The organism is Gallibacterium salpingitidis, assembly GCF_001678495.1.
Classification (GTDB): Bacteria; Pseudomonadota; Gammaproteobacteria; order Enterobacterales; family Pasteurellaceae; genus Gallibacterium; species Gallibacterium salpingitidis.
In genome coordinates this window covers 39,992-61,175 of the sequence record NZ_JTJL01000020.1, presented here as the reverse complement: position 1 = coordinate 61,175, position 21,184 = coordinate 39,992, and the positions used below count along the sequence as shown (strand labels likewise).

The following is a 21,184-nucleotide window of genomic DNA, read 5'->3' as shown; positions in this document are numbered from 1 at the left end:
ATTATTTACCAGACATCCATTTATCATAGATCACTTGATATTGGCCATTCGCTTTAATTGCTGCTAGACCTTTATTAAGTTGTTGTAATAATTCAGTATTATTTTTATTTACTGCAATACCTAAACCATTACCAAAGTATTGTTTATCAGTCACTTTATCACCAACAAAGTGAACTGCTTTATCACTCTTAATCCACTCTGCTAATACCGCAGTATCGCCAAAGATAATATCAATACGACCATTTTTTAGATCTAGAATTGCATTTTGTAAGGTTGAATAAGGTTTACTACTATATTGTTTTGCTTTTGCGGCAACATATTGTTGGAAAGTTGTACCATTTTGTACACCAACATTTTTCGCATTTTCTAAAGTAACACCTTCTTTCGCAGCAACGAAGCTCGCTGAACTATCATAGTACGGGTCAGAAAAACTCACTTGTTTTGAACGTTCTTCTGTAATATCCATTGCAGAAATAGCAGCATCAAAACGTTTAAATTTAAGTCCTGCAATTAAGCTATCAAAAGATTGGCTAGTGAATTTACATTCTGCTTTGATCTCCTTACAGATAGCATTGGCAACATCCACATCAAAGCCAATAATTTCCCCTTTCTCATTAGTATTTTCAAAAGGAGGATAAGTTGGTTCCATTGCAAAAGTAATGGTTTGTGCATTTGCAGCAACAGCTGCGCCAAACAATAAGCTTGCTAATAATACTTTTTTCATTGTGTTTTCTCCTGTAAGGACTTTAGTGTGATAGATATTGTTTAAATTGTTCAGTTTGTGGGTTTTCAAAGCAAGATGCATCCCCCACTTCAATAATACGTCCTTGTTCCATATAAACCACTTTAGTTGCGGTTTTACGTGCAACATTCACTTCATGCGTCACAATAAACTGGGTAATGCCAGTTTGTTGTAATTCTTGAATAATAGAAACCACTTGTGCAGTAATTTCTGGATCCAATGCTGCGGTCGGTTCATCAAACAACAATACTTGTGGTTTCATCATCAATGCGCGTGCAATCGCTACCCGTTGTTGCTGCCCACCTGATAAATGTAATGGAAAACGATCGGCATGAGCTTCTAAACGTAAACGTTGCAACAAACTTAACGCTTGTTGTTTTGCAGCTTCTTCATTTAACCCAAGCACTTTCATTGGTGCTTCAATTAAATTTTGCATTACTGTCATATGCGGCCATAAATGATATTGTTGAAATACCATTCCGACATCTTGGCGTAATTGACGAATTTTCTTCGGATCATTATTTGTGGAAAGATCAAAATGGTTATTGGCAATGACCAACTCACCACTTTTCGGCACTTCTAATAAATTTAATGTACGAATAAACGTACTCTTACCCGCACCACTTGGCCCTAATAACACCACAATATCGCCTTCCTGCGCGGTCAAATTAATGTCAAACAAAGCTTGTGTGGAACCATAAAAAAAGTTCACATTTTTGATACTAATGGTCATTGAGATCAGCTCGAATTGAATATTGACGATAATGCAAACATATTAATGTTTTTTGCATACCTATTCAACAAAATAATATGTGACATTCCGCCAAATTTTAAGAAATTTTAACAATTTAGCAAAAATAAAGATATCAAAATTAACTTAGAAAGAATAAGAGAAGAACATTAAAATAGAAACAATTTTATAACAATATAATAAAGAAAAAGCCCTCTCTTTTCAGAGAGGGCTTTAGCTCAATAATTACGCATATACTGGTAAACGACGGCAGATCGCAAGCACTTTTTGTTTTGTTGCTTCAATCACTGCTTCATTTTCAATATCATCTAATACATCACACATCCAACCAGCAAGTTCACGCGCTTCTTCTTCTTTAAAGCCACGACGCGTAATTGATGGTGTACCAACGCGAATACCTGAAGTTACGAAAGGACTCTTAGGATCATTTGGCACTGCGTTTTTGTTTACTGTAATATTTGCACGACCTAATGCCGCATCAGCTGCCTTACCAGTCAAACCTTTGCTGACTAAATTCACTAGGAATAAATGGTTTTCCGTACCATTAGAAACAATGTCATAACCACGTTGTTTAAATACTTCTACCATCGCTTTCGCATTTTTCACAACTTGTTGTTGATACGCTTTAAATTCTGGCTCCATTGCTTCTTTGAAACAAACTGCTTTCGCTGCAATTACGTGCATTAATGGACCACCTTGACCAGCTGGGAATACTGCACTATTCAATTTCTTGTATAGTTCTTCAGAACCACCCTTCGCTAAAATCAAACCACCACGTGGACCAGCTAAAGTTTTATGTGTAGTAGTAGTAACAATGTGTGCATATTCTAAAGGATTTGGATAAACGCCAGCCGCAATTAAACCAGCAACGTGTGCCATATCGACAAATAGATAAGCACCAACTTCATCCGCAATTTCACGCATTTTTTTCCAATCAACTACTTGTGAATAAGCAGAGAAACCACCAACGATCATTTTTGGTTTTACAGCTAATGCTTGCTGACGAAGTGCATCGTAATCAATTAAACCTTCATCAGTGATACCATATTGTTCTGCATGATAAATCTTACCTGAGAAACTTACTGCCGCACCATGAGTTAAGTGTCCACCATGTGCAAGGCTCATACCTAAAATCGTATCACCTGGTTCGAGTAACGCCATATAAACCGCTGCATTCGCTTGTGAACCTGAGTGTGGTTGCACATTGGCATAATCCGCACCAAATAACGTTTTAGCGCGATCAATCGCTAATTGCTCAATGATATCAACATATTCACAACCACCGTAATAACGTTTACCTGGATAACCTTCCGCATATTTATTGGTTAATTGTGATCCTTGTGCTTGCATCACGCGAGGACTCGCATAGTTTTCAGACGCAATTAATTCAATGTGCTCTTCTTGGCGACGATCTTCATTACAAATAGCGTCCCATAATTCTTTATCATAATCTGCGATATTCATATCACGTGTTAGCATAAATATTGATCCTCTTTGTTTTGGTAAATAATGTTCTCGAGTTTAAATCTTTTTAACTTGGGAATATAGTTTTTTATCCGCCAAAGTGTTGGTTTTATTTTATGTTAATGATGAATTTCATTCATACAGTTATTGCTGTTCTCTGGCAATCGCGCGATAACCAATATCACGACGATAAAAACGTCCTTGCCATGTAACAGTTTCTGCTAAATGCAACGCTTTTTGTTGTGCCGCAAATACAGTATCTCCTAATGCAGTAACACAAAGAACACGACCGCCATTAGTCACAACTTGACCATCTTGTTGAGCAACACCAGCAAAGAAAACTTTGCCATCTAATTTTGCCGCTTCTGTTAGACCATTGATAACATCACCTTTACGTGGGGTATCTGGATATCCTTCTGCAGCAAGGACAATGCCCAAAGCAGCTTGTTCACACCATTGTGATTGCACTTGATCTAACTTACCATCACAAGCAGCTAAACAAAGTTCAACTAAATCAGATTGCAAACGCATCATTATAGGTTGGGTTTCTGGATCGCCGAAACGACAGTTAAATTCAATCACTTTTGGCTGTCCATTTGGCATAATCATTAAGCCTGCATACAGAAAACCAGTATAAACATTATTTTCTGCTGCCATACCATTGACTGTTGGATAAATCACCTCTTGCATAATACGTTGATGGATTTCTGGCGTCACCACTGGCGCTGGAGAATAAGCCCCCATGCCGCCTGTATTTAATCCAGTATCACCTTCACCTACACGTTTATGATCTTGACTAGTCGCCATTGGTTCTACATTTTTGCCATCCACCATCACAATGAAGCTAGCTTCTTCACCATCAAGAAACTCTTCAATCACAACACGACTACCAGCTTCGCCAAACGCATTACCTGACAGCATATCTTTTACCGCTTCTTCGGCTTCTGCTAATGTCATTGCAACAATAACACCTTTACCCGCCGCTAAACCATCAGCCTTAATCACGATCGGTGCGCCTTTTTCGTGTAAATAAGCTAATGCTGGTTCTACTTGCGTAAAAGTTTGATATTCCGCAGTTGGAATTTTATGGCGTGCCAAGAAATCTTTAGTAAAGGCTTTGGAACCTTCTAATTGTGCTGCATTTTTGCTAGGTCCAAAAATTTTCAAACCAGCTTGACGGAACGCATCAACGACACCAATAACTAACGGTGCCTCTGGTCCTACAATCGTAAGATCAATTTGTTGATCTTTGGCAAATTGTACTAAGGCTGGAATATCTGTTGCACTAATTGCGACATTTTCCACTTTTGCTTCTTGTGCCGTTCCCACATTACCTGGAGCAACGTAAACTTTTTCTGCTAATGGCGACTGTGCAACTTTCCACGTTAAAGCGTGTTCGCGTCCACCATTACCGATAATTAAAATTCTCATGTTTACTCCCCAATTAATGTCTAAAATGACGCATTCCGGTTAATACCATTACCATATTGTGTTCATCAGCCGCATCAATTACTTCTTGATCGCGAATTGAGCCACCTGGATGAATAACACAAGTTACCCCTACTTTCGCCGCAGCATCAATACCATCGCGGAATGGGAAAAATGCATCAGAAGCCATTACTGTACCTTTGACTTCTAAACCTTCATCTTCGGCTTTAATTCCAGCAATTTTTGCTGAATATACACGACTCATCTGTCCAGCACCGATACCAATGGTTTGGTTATTTTTTGCATAAACAATTGCGTTAGATTTCACATACTTAGCCACTTTCCAGCAGAAGAGAAGATCTTGTAATTCCTCTTTAGTCGGTTGACGTTTACTAACAACTTTCAAGTCATCTAATTCAACCATACCAAGATCCGCTTCTTGTACTAATAAGCCACCATTAACACGTTTAAAATCTAAGCGTGGTTGGCGTTGCTGCCATTCACCACACTCTAAAACGCGTACGTTTTTCTTCGCTTTTAATACTTCTTTTGCAGCAGCTGAAACAACTGGCGCAATAATCACTTCTACAAATTGGCGATCAATAATGGCTTTCGCAGTTTCTGCATCTAATTCACGATTAAACGCGATAATGCCGCCAAATGCTGAAGTAGGATCGGTTTGATAAGCGCGGTTATAAGCTTCTAATAGATCTTTACCTAACGCCACACCGCATGGATTGGCGTGTTTCACAATCACACAAGCTGGCTCATTAAATTCTTTAACACATTCCAATGCCGCATCTGTATCTGCAATATTATTATAAGAAAGTGCTTTACCTTGTAATTGCACTGAAGTAGAAACGCTTGCCTCTTTTAGCTCTTTTTCTACATAAAACGCTGCATTTTGGTGTGAGTTTTCACCATAACGCATTGTTTGTTTGCGAATAAAGTTTAAATTCAAAGTACGAGGGAATTGTCCACATGGATTTGCTAATTCTTCTTCCTCGGCGCCTTGATATGGTTTTACTAAACGTCCAAAGTAGTTGGCAATCATCGCATCATATTGTGCAGTATGTTCAAATGCTTTAATCGCTAAATCAAAACGAGTAGCAAATGTTAAAGCGTTTTGGTTTTGATCCATTTCTGCAAGAATCGCATCAAAATCTGCATTATTAACGACAATTGCAACATCCTTATGATTTTTTGCGGCTGAACGGACCATTGTCGGTCCACCAATATCAATATTTTCCACTGCATCTTCTAGTGTGCAATCTGGTTTCGCTACTGTTTGCGCAAATGGATAAAGATTCACCACTACCATATCAATTGGTGAAATTTGATGTTGTGCCATTACCGCATCATCAATACCACGACGACCTAAAATTCCGCCATGTACTTTTGGATGTAATGTTTTTACGCGACCATCCATCATTTCTGGGAATTGCGTATAATCCGATACTTCCGTTACTGCTAAACCTTTTTCTAATAATAATTTTGCGGTACCACCAGTAGAAAGAATCTGTACACCACGTTGAATTAAACCTTGTGCAAATTCAACAATACCAGTTTTATCGGAAACGCTAATCAAAGCACGTTGGATAGGACGTTGTTCCTGCATTATTTTGTTCCTTTGTTGATGAAAAAAGATGAGAAATTTTGCGGGCATAAGTATAAAGCAATCGTTTGCGTTTATATAGTATTTTCTCAAAATATCTTATGCCTGAATATTTTAAAATTTTCTGTGAGCTAGTACAAAGAAATTAAGATTACTACAAGACAATTCCAACATAAGTCATTATGATTGAATCGTAGTATTCATCTATTCTGTTAAGGAGTTTTTATGCAAAATTGGAGTGAAGAAATGTGGCAAATTCTGTTAATTGGTTTGATTGCAGGATTTTTTATTGGTTATCTTGTTGCTCGTTTTACCAATGGAAGTGTGAGAGCGCAAAAGCAAACTCAGCAAGAGCTAAGACAAGCAAATGAAACCATTGCAGAACAAAAAGAACAATTAGAAAAGCATTTTACTGAAGCCTCTGATTTAATGAAAAATCTGGCGCAGGATTATCAAAAATTGTATCAACATTTTGCAAATACCTCGACTACCTTATTACCAGATAACCAAAAAGAGATTTTTGCGCTTACCCAAGAAAATCCTACTCCTCACTTAACCCCGAAAAAAGAACAACCAAAAGATTATTCTGAAGAGGGTTCTTCTGGATTATTTAAACACGAAAGTTAATCTAAATTAACGCAAACGCCAGAATCAAAATTCTGGCGTTGTCTTTTCTAGTTTTTAATTCGACCTTTTGTTGGATAAATATATTCTGAATGACCATCAGGATAGATTTTTAAATATCCAGCATCACCTGTGACAAAATTACCAGTGACAACACCCTGATCACATTTAGCAACTGGCATATCATAGCCCATAATATTAATCAGTAATGTCGCTAATTGTTGATGATAAGCCACTTTACAATTTTGCAATGTAGTCACAATTTTTTGTTGCAATGCCGTATTTGGACTGAAAATAACGAGCGGTACAACATAATTAGCCTCCACTTGTGTTCCCTGATTTTGTACTTTATTCGTTACATTCTGACCATGATCGGAAGTATAAATTAACACCCAATCAGCCTCTTTTCGTTTAGATAAATAGTTATAAATCTGCTCAATGATCTTATCTGTGTTGTAAATGGTATTGTCATATTCATCTAATGAAGTTTTACCTTTAAATATCTTTTCATCTTCTGTTAATGATTCACCATATACGCCATGAGAACCTCGTTGATGTAACACCACAAAATGATTCCCTTGATCCAAATTAATATCATATAAATGCGGTAGTAATTTTTTATCTGGCATTAGTTCAGATACCTTATAGCCTTCATTCGTTGGAAAACGTAAAGTATCAATCCATTTCTTACCAATTAAATTCATAATCATCATTTGGTTTTCTGGCTGACTAGAATAGAAATAGGTATGGTAATTTTGCTGTTTTGCTAAATTGAATAAATTTGTATCCCCTTTCATAATTTGCAACATACCATTTGGGTGCGGAATCGCATTAAAGAAAAGAGGTAATGACACTGCCGTCATAAAACCAGCCGAATAAGTGCGCATAATTACCGCATTCGGTTGTTGTTTTGATAGTAAACTTAAAAATGGTGTTGTTTCTCTTGGGTAACCAAAATAAGAAACATGTGATGCACTTTCACTCTCACCCATAATAAAAATTATGTTTTTAATCTCTGGTGCTGTTTTCACTGCTGGCATTGGATAAGAATATTCTGGAATATCTGACAATGATAAAGTGTGATAAGGCAACACTCGTCCAATAAAATAACCAAATGAAAAATAATTGGCTTTAACTCTGGAATAGTTTGGACTAGGTGAAATACCTAACTCTTGGCTTGTATGGTAAGAACGGACAAAAATATACACCATTGATAAAAGAAATAATGTATCGGCTACTGCCCAATTTTTTCTTCTAAAACGTGCAATTGAGATAAAAATAACAACATCAAACAAACCCCAAATGACATTCAATAGCCATTTGTCATACATTGCGATTCCTGTATGAGTAACTTCCGATAACTCCTTAAACATTAAGAAATAATTGATACCATTAATCCAGCTCTGGTAAACCTGGAAATGTACATTATTCACTACCACGCACAAAAAATAGAACCCCACAATCAAGAAGCGTGTAACTTTATATTTTGAAAAGTAATAAAGTGAAAGCAGAATAAAAAGAATTAAATAGCTTTCTAGGTAGCGGTTAATTGGTGGAATCGCAAAAACATAACGATATAAAACTTCACTCGCTAATAACACCGCACTATAAAGAACCAAGATTACAAAAGAAAATACTAAATCAGATTTACTATTTATTTTCATCGGAATTTACCTCAATTTAAATCAGTGCGTATTATAACGATTTCTTATAATGTGTGAATTAAAAACAGAAATGCTGAATATGCGATTTGAATAAGTAAGTTATAACTGATTACGTGTTAGGTGTTATAGACAAGTAACTGCCCTATGTAATTAGAGGGCAGTTATCAATGAAATGACCAAAAGATTTTTAATTAAAATATTTCACTTTCCGCAAAAAAGTAGGCAATTTCTCGTTGTGCAGATTCGATAGAATCAGAACCATGCACACTATTTCTACTACCATCTAACGCAAAATCGTGACGCAGTGTACCAATTTGCGCTTCTGCAGGATTCGTTTTTCCCATTAAAGCGCGGTAATCAAAAATGGCATTTTCCTTTTCTAACACTAAAACCACTACTGGTGTTGATGTCATAAAATTGACTAGTTTCTCAAAAAATGGTTTACCTTGATGTTCCGCATAAAAACCCGCTGCCTGTTCTACGGTCAATTTCACCATTTTCATCGCCACAATATTAAATTTCGCTTGTTCTAAACGAGAAATAATCGTGCCAATCATTTGTCGCTCAACGATATCTGGTTTAATAATGGATAAAGTACGTTCTAATGCCATTGTTTGCCCTCTTTATGCTACTGAAAGTAATAAATTTGCTAAAGTTTTCATACCAATACCTGTTGCACCAACTGCCCACATTGGAGAACCGGCTTTACGGAATGTCGCTGAACAGTCAATATGCAACCAATTTTGTTGATAATTTTCTACAAAATAAGATAAGAACGCCGCTGCTGTGCTAGCTCCTGCTGGTGTATTAACGCTCGCAGTATTGGCAATATCAGCAAAAGAGGAACTAATTTGTTCACGATGAAATTCTTCAAATGGCAAACGCCAGAAAGGCTCATTTTCTTCTTTCGCCGCTGCAAATAGTGCTGTTACTAATTGATCATCCATCGATAATACAGAATGGTAGTCATTTCCTACTGCTACTTTTGCCGCACCAGTTAACGTTGCACAATCAATAATCATACGCGCATTCTGAGCAGAAGCATCAATTAAACCATCTGCTAACACTAAACGCCCTTCAGCATCCGTATTCAATACTTCAACACTCACCTCATTACGATATTTAATAATATCGCCAAGTTTAAAGGCTTTACTACTAACAAGGTTTTCTGCACAGCAAAGATAAAGTTTTACTCGTTTCGTTAAACCGCGTGCAATCGCAAAACCTAAAGCTCCTGTTAATAATGCTGCTCCGCCCATATCTGAACGCATAGAATCCATACTATTGCTTGGTTTAATACTGTAACCACCAGAATCAAAGGTAATGCCTTTTCCGACTAAGCAAGCAAACACTGGTTCATCAGGATTACCGGTTGGATTAAAATCCAATTGCAGCATCGCCGGCGAGTTATGCGAACCTTTACCCACTTCCCAAATACCGTTGTAACCACGTTCTTTTAATTCTTCACGACTAATAATGTGATAGCTTACTGCGCCTTGTCCGACATAATTTTCTGCTTGCTCACTGATAAAAGTAGCAGCACGACTTGCTAATTCTGTCGGTGTAATCACTTCTGACGGTAAATTAATGATCTCACGAATAAAATCACCACAACGAATACGCTCATAAAGCTCCGCTTCATCATCTTCTTCTAATGAAGTAAACTCAATCGCAAAATTTTGTTTCGCAGTATAAAACCCTTGATAAAATGCCCAAGACTGCTCTAAACCCCATTCCTCACCAATCAATTCAACATCATCAATGCCTTGATTACGTAATTTTCTGGCTGCTTTTTGAATATCATTTAATGTACGCTTTTCAGTAATATGGATTGTAGTTTGATCGTTTTGGAAAGAAATTAATGCTTTCTCACCCCAGACCGCAGATGCTGGCTGAGAAGAAAGCTGAATTTTCATTGTCATAATATTGATTACCTTAATAAAAAAGGAAAAAGATAAAAAAGAAAAAAGCGAATCACTGATTAAATTACTGCAATTCGCTTATATAAAGTTAAAGTACAGAAACGTTTAATGAACCACCGCTGCCCACAAGTTGTACTCTAGCTCCTGGCACAAAACTTGGATCTGCTTTTTGTACTACGGCAATACGCTCTCCATCTTCTTTTTGGATCACTAATTCTACACCTGAGGTTTGATCAACTTTTTGCTCAACCTTATTACCAACAACTGCCCCTGCAACAGCTCCAATAACTGTGGCTACAGCTTGTCCACGACCACCACCAATAGTTGAACCTAACACACCTCCTAACGCTCCACCACCAAGAGTACCAATAGCACCATTGGAAGTGCTTTCACCTTGAATGGTGACTGGACGAACAGAAACAATACGTCCATATGTTACTGCACGTGCTTCTTTTGCTTGACCACCTGAATACACACTACCACTATATAAATCAGAGTTCGAACAGCCAACTAGCGTAACACTCGCTAATAAACTTGCTACTAATACTGCTTTTTTCATTTTTATCTCCTTAATTTTTTAGAGTTGTTGTTCTGACATCACTATCCGCTTAATTGCGTAAGGATGTAATTTAATTGTTGCAAAATTACGTTTGTCCAGCAATTTTATGGCAACTGCTGGATTTGGTAAACCTTCTCCGACCGCTTTATGACAGCTTTTTTTCAAAATAATTCTATCACTTGCAATTTTTAATTGTGTTTCAATACGCACAAACCATTCATCTACCGTTTCCTCCGCTGCAAAAGGAACTATCATTTCAATATGTTCCCACCCTTGTTGCGGATATTGTTTCTCTGTTGGAAACGGTAATTCAACTACAGCAACTGTTTGTCCCAACACTGTCAATGGCTGCTTTAACTCATATAAATAGATAGGTCTGCCATTAATTTCATTATCACTTAATAATGTCGCATCTGCGGCTAAACAGGAACGCCATTGTTGCGCTAATGTCAAATCATTTACACGTAATGCAACATGATCAATAACAGCAGGTGCTAATTTAGCTGTTGCAATAATTTGTTTAAATAGATCTTCAATTTCTGCTAGTTGTTGTAATAAGGCAGGATATTGCTGAAAAAGTTTTAAATTTGTCATAACCACTTTATTTCATTGTTTACTACTTTTCTGAATGAGGAAACCCTAGTATCATTACGGGTTTAAATTTGTTAGTTCAATTCAAAAGGCATACATTCGTGAATATTCAAACCATTCTATCCGAAAAAATAAAACACGCAATGATCGCAGCGGGCGCCGATCAGCAAAGCGAAGCCTTAGTTCGCCCATCAACAAAAGCGCAGTTTGGTGATTATCAAGCGAACGGCATTATGGCTGCTGCGAAAAAGTTAGGTTTACCACCACGTGATCTCGCACAACAAGTCGTTGCGAAACTCGAACTTGGTGAAATGATTGAAAAAGTGGAAATTGCTGGTCCAGGATTTATCAATATTTTCTTAAATCCAACTTGGTTGGCTGCACAAAGCGATCTGATGTTAGCTGATGAAAAATTCTTATTCTCTAGCATTCAACCGCAAACCATTGTTGCTGACTACTCTGCACCAAATGTTGCAAAAGAAATGCACGTTGGTCATCTACGTTCAACGATTATCGGTGATGCTGTTGTTCGTACCTTAGAATTTATTGGACACAAAGTAATTCGCGCAAATCACGTTGGTGATTGGGGTACGCAATTCGGTATGTTAATTGCTTATTTAGAAAAAATGCAAAATGAGCAAGCTTCTGATATGGAATTAAGTGATTTAGAGGCGTTCTATCGTGAAGCGAAAAAACATTATGATGAAGATGAAGCCTTTGCCGAAAAAGCACGTGGCTATGTTGTAAAACTACAAGGCGGTGACGAGTATTGCCGTACTATGTGGCGTAAATTAGTTGATATTACGATGCAACAAAATCAACGCAATTATGATCGTCTTAATGTAACCTTAACGGATAAAGATGTAATGGGTGAAAGCCTTTATAATCCAATGTTGCCTGAAATTGTTGCAGATTTAAAAGCTAAAGGTTTAGCCGTCGAAGACGATGGTGCTATCGTTGTTTTCTTAGATGAATTTAAAAATAAAGAAGGCGATCCGCTTGGCGTAATTATCCAGAAAAAAGATGGCGGTTACCTATACGCAACCACTGATATCGCGTGTGCGAAATATCGTTATGAAACATTACACGCTAATCGTATTCTGTATTTTACTGACAGCCGTCAAAGCCAACATTTACAACAAGTGTGGTTGATTGTGCGTAAAGCAGGTTATGTTCCTGAAAGCGTATCATGGGATCATTTCAATTTCGGAATGATGCTCGGTAAAGACAATAAACCATTCAAAACTCGTACTGGCGGTACAGTAAAATTAGCTGATTTATTAGATGAAGCGATTGAACGTGCTCAAGCGTTGATTAGTCAAAAATCAACGCATCTTACTGCGGAAGAACAACAACAAGTGGCTGAAGTTGTGGGCATCGGTGCGGTCAAATATGCTGATTTATCAAAAAATCGTACTACTGATTATGTATTCGATTGGGATAATATGCTGACCTTTGAAGGCAATACTGCTCCTTATATCCAATATGCTTATACTCGTATTCGTTCGATCTTTGCAAATAGCGGTATTGATCCTAATGCACTATCAGGTGCAATTCAGATTAATGATGAGAAAGAGCGTCAACTGGCCTTAACCTTGTTAAAATTTGAAGAAGCAGTAAATACCGTAGCACGTGACGGTACACCACATATTCTTTGTGCTTATCTTTATGACTTAGCTGGAGCATTCTCTTCTTTCTATGAACATTGTCCAATTCTAAATCAAGCAGATGAGGTAAAACAAAGCCGCTTAAAACTTGCCGCTCTTACTGCACGTATTTTAAAACAGGGCTTAGATCTCTTAGGAATTAAAACCGTTGAGAAAATGTAGTATCAACACGTTAAGATAACTATAATGGGCAAATTCAGCTGAGTTTGCCCATTTTTATTATTGATTCATCAAGGAAAAACAATGACGATTTCACAAGCACAATTGGTAGAGCAACTATTACAACAGCTTGATTATTTTTCCGCTTATGATGATAGTCAGATTCTCACCATCGCTTTTGATCAAACTATTTTTCTGGAATCCTTTCAACCATTGCGTTTTTATCTTGATGAAATCAAACAAAATATCCAAAAATTGACGCAATTAGATAACCCTCAAGTCGTTAATTATCTTGCAGAAAAAATTACTGCTCAGTTTCGAGTATTGTTTGATGCAGTCAATCAGCAACATTTGCCTGAATTAGCGGTATCGCCAATAACAACAGCATCGAGGCATACCTCTACACAGCATGATAAAAATGCCGTTTTCCAGTTACCACCAGAACAACGCATTCATAAATATTATGAATATCTCACCCGATTTAACGATTATTTAGCCAATTTGGAAAAACTACAACAACAAACGAATGATTGGCAGAGCAAACAACAATTGCAACAACAAATTGAACAATATCAACAACGTCGTGCACGTTGCTTAGCTGCCATTGAACAATTAGAAGAGTATTTGGCATTTAAAGCTACTACTACTTCATCTTAGTTACTGTTTTAGGCGTTCCAATAGATCATTTGGGGCAATATAAGAGATCGCATTACCGTTTCGAATTTGACCGAACAAATTTAATTGATATAAATGATTAAGGTCTTTTCTAGCTGTGTTTTCAGCAATACCATATTGATTACTGATTTCTTTGGCTGTAAAAATTGCACCAATATCTTTTGCCGCCTTTTGTAAGATTTGAATCTGACGACTATTGAGGGTTACTTTCCTGGTATAAGAGACAATTGCTGCACTAAAGGCTTTAAACTCATTCTGTTTATCACTGATATACTTTTCTAAGTCTAGAATAGCGCGTTTTACAATTTCTGCTTGATAATACAAAAAATAGGTTATATCTAAATCATCCGTTTCAGTATAAAGATATGCCTTCGCATATTTAGCTGGCGCTTCTTTCAACAGGCGGCTAATAGAAATATACTCAAACAACCAATAACCATTTTTTAGCATAAACCAATAAAATAACGCTCTTGCGGTCCTGCCATTACCATCACCAAATGGATGAATATAGCCAATTAGAAAATGCAGAATAATCGCTTTGATCACTGGATGAATAAAATTTGCCTCTTTATCATTGTGATTAGTATTCACAAAATCACAAAAAGACTGCATTAACTCAGGTAATTTCTCATATTCAGGTGGTTGATGAATAATATCTCCACCGTAATCAACAATACAAATTTGATTATCTTGTCTAAATGCACCTGATACAGCATTATTTTCAATTGCGTCATTGGTTGCTATACGATGTAATTTTAAAATCATTTCCAGTGAAAGCGGTTCATTTTTTAGTTTTATCGCTTCCTTCATCAAATAATAATTATTGAAAATCATTATTTCATCTTGCGTCTTAGGCTTCCGTTCACTCTCCAACATCTCTTTTGCCACTTTTCTTGTTGTCGCAGCACCTTCTAATTGAGCAGAAGTAATTGCTTCCTCCATGATTAACGATTTTAATAAAAAACGCTGCTGTTCCGTACTACTTAATCCTTCAAAATTATTTGTGCCTACATTCCCACCACTCATCTTATCAATAAAATGTAGTAATGCTTGGAGGGAAGTTGGTACAGCATAAAAGAAAGAAATATCAGCGATTTTGAGCTCTGTTAATAAAGAAGAACGATTAATTTTTGTCGCTAACCAAGCCGCTTCAGTATTTTTAGGATAAACATATTTAAATTTATCCCAATGCAAATAACGTCCTTGTTCATCGATTGCCTTATATTTTCCGATTAGCTGCCACTGTTCTGGTTTAATAGATTGCACTAATTCAGCAAATGGTTTCGGCTTAGAAATTTTCATAGTTACACCAAACTCAATTTTTTAAAATTGAGTTAGTTAAGCACTTTTTTTTAAATGTGTCTAATTCTTTTTGTTAGACAAAAAGAAAAGTATGGCAATTGCTCACCATACTTTTTTACTGTTAATTGCAATACTGTTTAGCTGATAATTAACGCCATGCTTTGAATTGATTAATCAAGCCATTGGTTGAACTGTCGTGAGATGAGACTTTTTCATCACCAACTAACTCAGGTAGGATACGGTTTGCAAGTTGTTTACCTAATTCCACACCCCATTGATCGAAAGTGAAGATATTGAAAATCACGCCTTGTACGAAAATTTTATGTTCATACATCGCAATTAACGCACCTAATGTAAACGGTGTAATTTCACTTAATAAAATAGAGTTGGTTGGTTTATTTCCAGTAAACACCTTAAATGGCACAACATGTTGCACATCCGCAAGGTTTTTACCTGCTTTCACAAATTCCGCTTCCACTTCTTCTTTTGTTTTACCAAAAGCTAATGCTTCAGTTTGTGCAAAGAAGTTTGATAATAATTTGCTATGGTGATCACCCAATGGATTATGGGTTTTCGCTGGAGCAATAAAATCACAAGGAATCAAAGTAGTACCTTGGTGAATTAATTGGTAAAACGCGTGCTGTCCGTTTGTACCTGGCTCGCCCCAAATAATTGGTCCTGTTTGATAGTTCACAACATTACCATTACGATCCACATATTTACCGTTAGATTCCATATTACCTTGTTGGAAATACGCTGCAAAACGGTGCATATATTGGTCGTAAGGTAAAATTGCTTCAGTTTGTGCACCTAAGAAATTAGTATTCCATAATCCCACTAATGCTAATGTTAATGGAATATTTTGTTCCTCTGGTGTATTACGGAAATGTTTATCCATTTCATGAGCACCGCTTAATAGTGCTTCAAAATTTTCAAAACCAATGGAAAGTGCAATAGAAAGACCGATTGCAGACCAAAGCGAATAACGTCCGCCAACCCAATCCCAGAATTCAAACATATTGTCAGTATCAATACCAAACTCTGCGACTGCTTTAGCATTTGTTGATAATGCCGCAAAGTGTTTTGCAATATGAGCTTCATCTTTTGCTTTCGCTAAGAACCATTCACGAGCAGAATGCGCATTGGTCATAGTTTCTTGCGTAGTAAACGTTTTTGATGCCACTAAAACTAATGTTGTTTCTGGATCCACTTTCTTTAAAGTTTCTGCAATATGCGTACCATCAACATTAGACACAAAGTGCATGGTTAAATGATTTTTATATGGACGTAATGCTTCAGTCACCATATATGGACCTAAGTCAGAACCACCGATCCCAATATTAATCACATCAGTAATCGCCTTACCGGTATAACCTTTCCATTCCCCAGAAATGACACGATCACAAAAACCTTTCATTTTTGCCAATACTGCATTGACTTCAGGCATTACATCTTTACCGTCAACATAAACAGGGTTATTACTGCGATTACGCAATGCTGTATGTAATACCGCACGATTTTCAGTACGGTTAATCTTCTCACCCGTAAACATACTTTCAATTGCTTCGCTTACCGCAGTTTCTTCCGCTAATTGGCGTAACAATGCTAAAGTTTGTTGATTTAAACGATTCTTTGAAAAATCAATCAAAATATCTTGATTAAATTTAAGTGAATAGTGATCGAAACGATCAGATTCCTGTGCAAACAGTTGTTGAATGGTAAGGTCTTTCACTTCTTGTTGGTGTTGCAACAATGCTTGCCACGCTTTTGTTGAAGTTGGATTAATATTTTTCATCGCTTTTTCCTTTTAATTAAAAATTAATCAATATATTCCACTAAAACTCTCGGGGTGAGTTTAGTCACTAATTCATAACTGATTACGCCAATAATTTCTGCTATTTCTTCTATCGGTAATTCTTTTCCCCATAAAATAACTTCATCACCAACTTTATCTTGTGCATCTGCACCAAGATCAACAGTCAGCATATCCATAGAAACTTTACCGACAATTGGCACACGTCGCCCATTAACATATACAGGCGTACCAGTTGGTACATCGCGCGGATAACCATCACCATAACCAATCGCTACTACACCAATTTTAGTGTCCTTATCACTAATCCAGCGGCCACCATATCCAACAGGTTCACCTTTTTTGTGTTCACGCACCGCAATTAAAGATGACGTTAACGTCATTACAGGAATTAAATCATACGCACTACTTGGCGTACTATTCGCTGAAATACCATACATAATAATACCTGGACGAATCCACTCTAGATGTGACTCTGGCCAGAATAAAATTCCGCTTGAAGCAGCAATACTGCGTTCCCCATCCTTATTCGCACAAGCAGATAAAAAACGCTCTAATTGTTTTTCGGTATAACCGCAGTCTAATTCATCAGCACGACTAAAATGGCTAATAAAACGAATGCGATTAACGTTTGCTGATTGTGTTAAAGCCTGGTAATAGCTTTCGACTTCTTCTAATTGGATACCTAAACGATGCATTCCAGTGTCAATCTTGATCCACACATTGATCGGATTCGGTAACGTCGCTTGTAGTAATGCGTCTAATTGTTCTGCACAATGCACCACAGTTTCCAAATTATTCACTGCTAAAATAGGTAAATCTGCGGCAGAAAAAAAGCCTTCTAACAATAAGATAGGCTTAGTAATTCCATTAGAGCGTAAACGAAGCGCTTCACCTAAGCGCGCTACACCAAAACAATCCACATTTTCTTGTACCGTTTGTGAAACAAATTCCACACCATGTCCGTAGGCATTCGCTTTTACGACGGCAATAATTTTACTGTTTGGTGCTAATGATTTTATCTTTTGAATATTATGTTTAAGGGCAAGAGAGCTGATCTTTGCCGTTGCTGCTTTCATGATACTGCCTTTGTTAATTAATAATTGTCATTGTAATCTGAACCATATTGCAAATTATCAAAGCGGGAATATCCGCCCATAAACGCCAAACGTACGCTCCCGATTGGGCCATTACGCTGTTTCCCAATAATAATTTCTGCGGTTCCTTTAAATTCTGAATTTGGGTTATACACTTCATCACGATAGATAAACATAATCAAATCAGCATCTTGCTCAATTGCTCCCGACTCACGTAAATCCGAGTTTACTGGGCGCTTATCCGCACGTTGTTCTAAGCTACGATTTAATTGTGATAAAGCAATCACTGGTACTTTCAACTCTTTTGCCAACGCTTTTAATGAACGAGAAATCTCAGCAATTTCCAAAGTACGATTTTCGGCATAACCTGGTACACGCATCAATTGCAAGTAGTCCACCATTATCATGGCCAAGCCGTTTGGACTTTCTCGATGAATTCGTCTTGCTCTTGAACGTAATTCTGTTGGGGTCAAACCAGACGTATCATCAATATAGATATTACTTTTCTCTTTTAAAATCGAAATACAGCTTGATAATCTTGCCCCTTCGTCATTAGCAAAATCAATTTGCCCGGTACGCAATTTGGTTTGATCCACTCGAGAAAGTGAAGCAAGCATTCTGGTCATTAATTGTTCAGCTGGCATTTCAAGGCTAAAAATCAACACTGCTTTATCTTGATCTTTTGGTAAAGCAGCATTTTCACACAGATTCAGTGCAAACGTCGTTTTTCCCATAGAAGGACGCGCCGCCACAATGATCAAGTCGCCCGGTTGTAATCCCGCCGTTTTTTTATCAAGATCGGTAAATCCCGTAGAAACCCCTGTAATCCCGCCTAAACTTGGATTTTGCGCTAATGTTTCAATTTTGGTAATGGTATCAAATAAAATTTTAGAAATGTTTTGCGGTCCTGTATCTGTTCCAGCCATTCGTTGTTCAGAAATTTGTAAAATTTTACTCTCGGCATTATCCAAAATATCTTTTACATCTTGCCCATTTGGTGAGTAACAATTTTCAGAAATGCTATTACTCGTTGCAATCAATTCACGCAAAATCGCCTTTTCACGAATAATATTTGCATAAGCTAACGCATTGGCGCTGTTTGGCGTTTTTTGTGAAAGTTCAACCAGATAAGAAAAACCACCTACTGAATCAGTGAGATCTTTACTACTTAACGCTTGCTCTAAAGTAATTAAATCGGCTGGTTTGCCATGACTTAATAAATTCTCAATTTCTTGGAAAATAACACGATGTGCATAAGTATAAAAATCTTGTGCAATCACCGCTTCTACGACACGATCCCACAAGCCATTATCTAATAACAAAGCACCTAATACTGATTGCTCCGCTTCCAAAGAATGAGGAGGAGTAAACTGTTCAATCTCTTTTGATTTTGCTGCTGGTGTTGCTGTTGTTTTTGCTTGCGAAGTACGAGTTGGAGTCCAAGCCATAAAGTTTGCCATCTAGTCAGTGATTGGGACGAAAGTATAGCAAAAATTCTAATAAATAGGGGGATTATTGTTGTACTAACCGTTCATTTTCCTGTCATTAATCATAAAAAATAAACCGCTAAAAACCTTTTCTGTCTTTAGCGGTTTGTTCCCAATAAAAAAGCTATGCTTCTTTAGTTATTATTCTTTTTTCCCTAATTGTGGGAAAGCTGAATTGTTAAGCAACAAACCAGTTTGTGTGTAAATACCAAGTTTGTCGCGTGTATCAGTAATATCAAGATTACGCATTGTTAATTGACCGATACGATCTTTCGGATCAAATGGCGCATTTTCCACTTTTTCCATACTTAAACGTTCTGGTTGATAAGTTAAGTTTGGTGATTCGGTATTTAAAATCGAATAATCGTTACCACGACGTAATTCAAGCGTTACCTCACCTGTTACTGCACGAGCAACCCAGCGTTGTGCAGTTTCTCTTAACATTAATGCTTGCGGATCAAACCAACGGCCTTGATACAATAAACGACCTAAACGTAAGCCATTAATACGATATTGTTCAATCGTATCTTCATTATGAATACCAGTTACTAAACGTTCATAGGCAATATGTAATAACGCCATTCCCGGTGCTTCATAAATACCGCGACTTTTCGCTTCAATAATACGGTTTTCAATTTGATCTGACATGCCTAAACCATGACGTCCGCCAATACGATTTGCTTCTAAGAATAGATCAACAGCATTAGCAAAAGTCTTACCGTTTAACGCTACTGGAATACCTTCTTCAAAACGAACGGTCACTTCTTCCGCTTTAATCGCAACATCTTCTTTCCAGAATGCTACACCCATAATTGGATTAACAATACGAATACCGCTATTTAAGAATTCAAGATCTTTAGCTTCGTGAGTCGCGCCAAGCATATTAGAGTCAGTTGAATACGCTTTTTCTACTGACATCTTGTAATTAAAGCCATTCGCAATCAAAAATTCTGACATTTCATGGCGGCCACCAAGCTCATTAATAAATTGTTGGTCTAACCATGGTTTATAAATTTTTAATCTTGGATTGGTTAATAACCCATAACGGTAGAAACGTTCAATATCATTACCTTTGAAAGTACTACCATCTCCCCAAATATTAACGTCATCTTCTTTCATAGCAGTAACAAGCATAGTTCCAGTTACAGCACGACCAAGAGGGGTAGTATTAAAATAAGTTACGCCGCCAGTACTAATATGGAATGCGCCACATTGAATAGCTGCAATCCCTTCATTAGCAAGTTGACTACGACAATCAATTAAACGTGCATTCTCTGCACCATATTCTTTTGCTTTACGTGGAATAGCTTCGTAATCATCTTCATCTGGCTGTCCTAAATTAGCTGTATAAGCATAAGGTACAGCGCCTTTTTGACGCATCCAAAGTAATGCTGCACTAGTATCTAAACCGCCAGAAAAGGCAATACCGACTTTTTGACCTACGGGAAGAGATTCGAGAATTGTTGTTGACATATTAATTCCTATTCATGAGATGTGTTTGATTCTGTGATAAAACGAACGTTTACCGAGTGCGTATTATTCCCTAAAATCCACGTGGTGTCCACTTTCTTTAATAAAGAATTTGCATAAAAATTCATTTTTAATACATAAAAATTCAAAAAAG

General features: G+C 37.1%; 18 protein-coding genes. 3 read left to right on the top strand and 15 right to left on the bottom strand.

Features of this window, described 5'->3' with window-relative positions; translation table 11 throughout:
- Position 1: 1 nt before the first annotated feature.
- From QS62_RS05715 to purH, 5 genes are all read right to left on the bottom strand, one after another.
- Positions 2 to 724 (bottom strand): arginine ABC transporter substrate-binding protein, encoded by a 723-nt coding sequence (locus QS62_RS05715; RefSeq protein WP_066107226.1) that lies wholly within the window; start codon positions 722 to 724, stop codon positions 2 to 4.
- Positions 725 to 746: 22 nt separating this feature from the next.
- Positions 747 to 1,475: an arginine ABC transporter ATP-binding protein ArtP gene (gene artP, locus QS62_RS05710; protein WP_066107223.1), complete on the bottom strand. Its 729-nt coding sequence runs from the start codon at positions 1,473 to 1,475 to the stop codon at positions 747 to 749.
- A gap of 243 nt (positions 1,476 to 1,718) precedes the next feature.
- A complete protein-coding gene (gene glyA, locus QS62_RS05705) occupies positions 1,719 to 2,972 on the bottom strand; it encodes a serine hydroxymethyltransferase (protein ID WP_066107220.1) in 1,254 nt (417 codons plus the stop codon).
- Between the two features lie 129 nt (positions 2,973 to 3,101).
- Entirely contained in the window at positions 3,102 to 4,388 is a 1,287-nt protein-coding gene (gene purD, locus QS62_RS05700) for a phosphoribosylamine--glycine ligase (RefSeq protein WP_066107217.1), read from the bottom strand.
- 13 nt (positions 4,389 to 4,401) lie between these two features.
- Positions 4,402 to 6,003: a bifunctional phosphoribosylaminoimidazolecarboxamide formyltransferase/IMP cyclohydrolase gene (gene purH / locus QS62_RS05695; protein WP_066107214.1), complete on the bottom strand. Its 1,602-nt coding sequence runs from the start codon at positions 6,001 to 6,003 to the stop codon at positions 4,402 to 4,404.
- Between the two features lie 222 nt (positions 6,004 to 6,225).
- Here purH and QS62_RS05690 point away from each other — a divergent pair, with 222 nt between their 5' ends.
- Positions 6,226 to 6,627: a Z-ring associated ZapG family protein gene (locus QS62_RS05690; RefSeq protein WP_066107212.1), complete on the top strand. Its 402-nt coding sequence runs from the start codon at positions 6,226 to 6,228 to the stop codon at positions 6,625 to 6,627.
- Between the two features lie 47 nt (positions 6,628 to 6,674).
- On the opposite strand, the gene QS62_RS05685 is transcribed toward QS62_RS05690, so the two are convergent.
- The 5 genes from QS62_RS05685 to QS62_RS05665 form a co-directional block, all read right to left on the bottom strand.
- Positions 6,675 to 8,288: a phosphoethanolamine transferase gene (locus QS62_RS05685; RefSeq protein ID WP_066107209.1), complete on the bottom strand. Its 1,614-nt coding sequence runs from the start codon at positions 8,286 to 8,288 to the stop codon at positions 6,675 to 6,677.
- 191 nt (positions 8,289 to 8,479) lie between these two features.
- Positions 8,480 to 8,899 (bottom strand): nucleoside-diphosphate kinase, encoded by a 420-nt coding sequence (gene ndk / locus QS62_RS05680; RefSeq protein ID WP_066107207.1) that lies wholly within the window; start codon positions 8,897 to 8,899, stop codon positions 8,480 to 8,482.
- A gap of 12 nt (positions 8,900 to 8,911) precedes the next feature.
- A complete protein-coding gene (pepB, locus tag QS62_RS05675; RefSeq protein ID WP_066107204.1) occupies positions 8,912 to 10,210 on the bottom strand; it encodes an aminopeptidase PepB in 1,299 nt (432 codons plus the stop codon).
- An 88-nt stretch (positions 10,211 to 10,298) separates the two neighbouring features.
- Complete coding sequence (locus QS62_RS05670) at positions 10,299 to 10,769, bottom strand: outer membrane lipoprotein (RefSeq protein ID WP_066107201.1); 471 nt, start codon at positions 10,767 to 10,769, stop codon at positions 10,299 to 10,301.
- 18 nt (positions 10,770 to 10,787) lie between these two features.
- Entirely contained in the window at positions 10,788 to 11,363 is a 576-nt protein-coding gene (locus QS62_RS05665) for a VOC family protein (protein ID WP_082966139.1), read from the bottom strand.
- A gap of 98 nt (positions 11,364 to 11,461) precedes the next feature.
- Between QS62_RS05665 and argS the strand changes: the two genes are divergently transcribed.
- Positions 11,462 to 13,189 (top strand): arginine--tRNA ligase, encoded by a 1,728-nt coding sequence (gene argS, locus QS62_RS05660; protein WP_066107195.1) that lies wholly within the window; start codon positions 11,462 to 11,464, stop codon positions 13,187 to 13,189.
- 81 nt (positions 13,190 to 13,270) lie between these two features.
- The gene (gene priC, locus QS62_RS05655; RefSeq protein ID WP_066107192.1) at positions 13,271 to 13,843 is read left to right on the top strand and encodes a primosomal replication protein PriC; all 573 of its coding nucleotides are present in this window, start codon (positions 13,271 to 13,273) and stop codon (positions 13,841 to 13,843) included.
- Here priC and QS62_RS05650 read toward each other — a convergent pair whose 3' ends face one another.
- The 5 genes from QS62_RS05650 to argG form a co-directional block, all read right to left on the bottom strand.
- Positions 13,844 to 15,163: a Fic family protein gene (locus tag QS62_RS05650; protein ID WP_066107190.1), complete on the bottom strand. Its 1,320-nt coding sequence runs from the start codon at positions 15,161 to 15,163 to the stop codon at positions 13,844 to 13,846.
- Positions 15,164 to 15,311: 148 nt separating this feature from the next.
- A complete protein-coding gene (pgi, locus tag QS62_RS05645) occupies positions 15,312 to 16,958 on the bottom strand; it encodes a glucose-6-phosphate isomerase (protein ID WP_066107188.1) in 1,647 nt (548 codons plus the stop codon).
- Between the two features lie 23 nt (positions 16,959 to 16,981).
- Positions 16,982 to 18,055 (bottom strand): alanine racemase, encoded by a 1,074-nt coding sequence (alr, locus tag QS62_RS05640; protein ID WP_066107186.1) that lies wholly within the window; start codon positions 18,053 to 18,055, stop codon positions 16,982 to 16,984.
- A 17-nt stretch (positions 18,056 to 18,072) separates the two neighbouring features.
- Complete coding sequence (gene dnaB, locus QS62_RS05635) at positions 18,073 to 19,521, bottom strand: replicative DNA helicase (RefSeq protein WP_066107183.1); 1,449 nt, start codon at positions 19,519 to 19,521, stop codon at positions 18,073 to 18,075.
- A gap of 180 nt (positions 19,522 to 19,701) precedes the next feature.
- Complete coding sequence (argG, locus tag QS62_RS05630; RefSeq protein ID WP_066107180.1) at positions 19,702 to 21,033, bottom strand: argininosuccinate synthase; 1,332 nt, start codon at positions 21,031 to 21,033, stop codon at positions 19,702 to 19,704.
- Between the last annotated feature and the right edge of the window lie 151 nt (positions 21,034 to 21,184).

Excerpts from the sequence above, each read along its gene's own strand:
- dnaB (WP_066107183.1), bottom strand. The coding sequence starts at position 19,521 with ATGGCTTGGACTCCAACTCGTACTTCGCAAGCAAAAACAACAGCAACA.
- priC (WP_066107192.1), top strand. The coding sequence starts at position 13,271 with ATGACGATTTCACAAGCACAATTGGTAGAGCAACTATTACAACAGCTT.
- QS62_RS05670 (WP_066107201.1), bottom strand. The coding sequence starts at position 10,769 with ATGAAAAAAGCAGTATTAGTAGCAAGTTTATTAGCGAGTGTTACGCTA.
- QS62_RS05650 (WP_066107190.1), bottom strand. The coding sequence starts at position 15,163 with ATGAAAATTTCTAAGCCGAAACCATTTGCTGAATTAGTGCAATCTATT.
- purD (WP_066107217.1), bottom strand. The coding sequence starts at position 4,388 with ATGAGAATTTTAATTATCGGTAATGGTGGACGCGAACACGCTTTAACG.
- purH (WP_066107214.1), bottom strand. The coding sequence starts at position 6,003 with ATGCAGGAACAACGTCCTATCCAACGTGCTTTGATTAGCGTTTCCGAT.
- QS62_RS05685 (WP_066107209.1), bottom strand. The coding sequence starts at position 8,288 with ATGAAAATAAATAGTAAATCTGATTTAGTATTTTCTTTTGTAATCTTG.
- pgi (WP_066107188.1), bottom strand. The coding sequence starts at position 16,958 with ATGAAAAATATTAATCCAACTTCAACAAAAGCGTGGCAAGCATTGTTG.
- QS62_RS05690 (WP_066107212.1), top strand. The coding sequence starts at position 6,226 with ATGCAAAATTGGAGTGAAGAAATGTGGCAAATTCTGTTAATTGGTTTG.
- ndk (WP_066107207.1), bottom strand. The coding sequence starts at position 8,899 with ATGGCATTAGAACGTACTTTATCCATTATTAAACCAGATATCGTTGAG.
- argG (WP_066107180.1), bottom strand. The coding sequence starts at position 21,033 with ATGTCAACAACAATTCTCGAATCTCTTCCCGTAGGTCAAAAAGTCGGT.
- QS62_RS05715 (WP_066107226.1), bottom strand. The coding sequence starts at position 724 with ATGAAAAAAGTATTATTAGCAAGCTTATTGTTTGGCGCAGCTGTTGCT.
- QS62_RS05665 (WP_082966139.1), bottom strand. The coding sequence starts at position 11,363 with ATGACAAATTTAAAACTTTTTCAGCAATATCCTGCCTTATTACAACAA.
- alr (WP_066107186.1), bottom strand. The coding sequence starts at position 18,055 with ATGAAAGCAGCAACGGCAAAGATCAGCTCTCTTGCCCTTAAACATAAT.
- pepB (WP_066107204.1), bottom strand. The coding sequence starts at position 10,210 with ATGACAATGAAAATTCAGCTTTCTTCTCAGCCAGCATCTGCGGTCTGG.
- artP (WP_066107223.1), bottom strand. The coding sequence starts at position 1,475 with ATGACCATTAGTATCAAAAATGTGAACTTTTTTTATGGTTCCACACAA.
- glyA (WP_066107220.1), bottom strand. The coding sequence starts at position 2,972 with ATGCTAACACGTGATATGAATATCGCAGATTATGATAAAGAATTATGG.